Annotated in this window: 1 protein-coding gene and 1 pseudogene; one reads left to right on the forward strand and one right to left on the reverse strand. The window is 70.2% G+C overall.

Going from position 1 to position 1,518, the window contains the following annotated elements:
- The coding region (locus AWZ10_RS06780) for an L-serine ammonia-lyase (protein ID WP_060890660.1) at positions 1–1,314 on the forward strand (1,314 nt) is incomplete at its 5' end.
- Here AWZ10_RS06780 and AWZ10_RS06785 read toward each other — a convergent pair.
- Positions 1,311–1,518 (reverse strand): annotated as a pseudogene (locus tag AWZ10_RS06785) (hypothetical protein); the annotation flags it as partial. The gene AWZ10_RS06780 and the pseudogene AWZ10_RS06785 sit on opposite strands and share 4 nt — an antisense overlap.

Raw genomic sequence — 1,518 nt, forward strand, 5'->3', positions numbered from 1 at the left:
CACACGGTCGGCCCGATGCGCGCCGCCCGCATGTTCGCCCGACGGCTGCGCAACGAGGAGCTGCTCGCGGGCGTGGCCTCGGTGCGCGTCGAGCTGTACGGCTCGCTGGGCGCCACCGGTCATGGCCACGGCACCCCCAAGGCCGTGCTCCTGGGCCTGGAAGGCGCCTCACCGCGCACGGTGGACGTCGAGTCGGCCGACGAGCGGGTGGAGGCGATCAAAGAGGCGGGCCGCATCCGCCTCCTGGACGACCACGAGATCCCCTTCTCCTTCGACAAGGACCTGGTCCTGCACCGCCGCAAGACGCTGCCGTACCACGCCAACGGCATGACCGTCTGGGCCTACGACGCGGCGGGCACCGAGCTGTTGTCGAAGACGTACTACTCCGTCGGCGGCGGCTTCGTCGTCGACGAGGACGCGGTCGGCGCGGACCGCATCAAACTCGACGACACGCCCCTCAAGTACCCCTTCCGCACGGGTGACGAGCTGCTCCGCGTGGCGAAGGAGACGGGTCTGTCGATCTCCGCGCTGATGCTGGAGAACGAGCGGGCCTGGCGCAGCGAGGACGAGATCCGTTCCGGTCTCCTCGACATCTGGCGCGTGATGCAGGCGTGTGTCTCCCGCGGTATGTCCCGCGAGGGCATCCTGCCCGGCGGTCTGCGCGTACGCCGCCGCGCGTCCATGTCGGCCCGTCAACTACGGGCGGAGGGCGACGCGTTGGCCCGCTCCATGGAGTGGATCACGCTCTACGCGATGGCGGTGAACGAGGAGAACGCGGCCGGCGGCCGGGTCGTGACGGCCCCCACGAACGGCGCGGCCGGCATCATCCCCGCCGTCCTGCACTACTACGTCAACTTCGTCCCGGGCGCGGACGAGGACGGAGTCGTGCGGTTCATGCTGGCCGCCGGCGCCATCGGCATGCTCTTCAAGGAGAACGCCTCCATCTCCGGCGCCGAGGTCGGCTGCCAGGGAGAAGTCGGCTCCGCCTGCTCCATGGCCGCCGGAGCCCTCGCCGAAGTCCTCGGCGGCTCCCCCGAACAGGTCGAGAACGCCGCCGAGATCGGCATGGAACACAACCTCGGCCTCACCTGCGACCCCGTCGGCGGCCTCGTCCAGATCCCCTGCATCGAACGCAACGGCATGGCCGCCGTGAAAGCCGTCACGGCGGCCAGGATGGCCCTACGCGGCGACGGTCGCCACCACGTCTCCCTCGACAAGGTCATCAAGACCATGAAGGACACCGGCGCCGACATGAGCGTCAAGTACAAGGAGACGGCGCGGGGCGGGCTCGCCGTGAACATCATCGAGTGCTAGGGGAATCGGACCTGACCAGTACGTTCGTGGCCGTGCGGGTCGTGGAGCCAGCCAGGCTCGGTGACTGTCCGGGTGAGTACCGCGCCCAGTGCGAAGACGTCGCTCGCCGTTCCGACCCGCTTGCCGGTCAGCTGCTCGGGCGACATGAACCCCGGTGCGCCCGCGACCGTGCCGGTGCGGGTGAGCGCGCCGGCGGCCTCGCCC

The sequence above is a fragment of the Streptomyces europaeiscabiei genome, assembly GCF_001550375.1.
Taxonomy (GTDB): Bacteria; Actinomycetota; Actinomycetes; order Streptomycetales; family Streptomycetaceae; genus Streptomyces; species Streptomyces europaeiscabiei.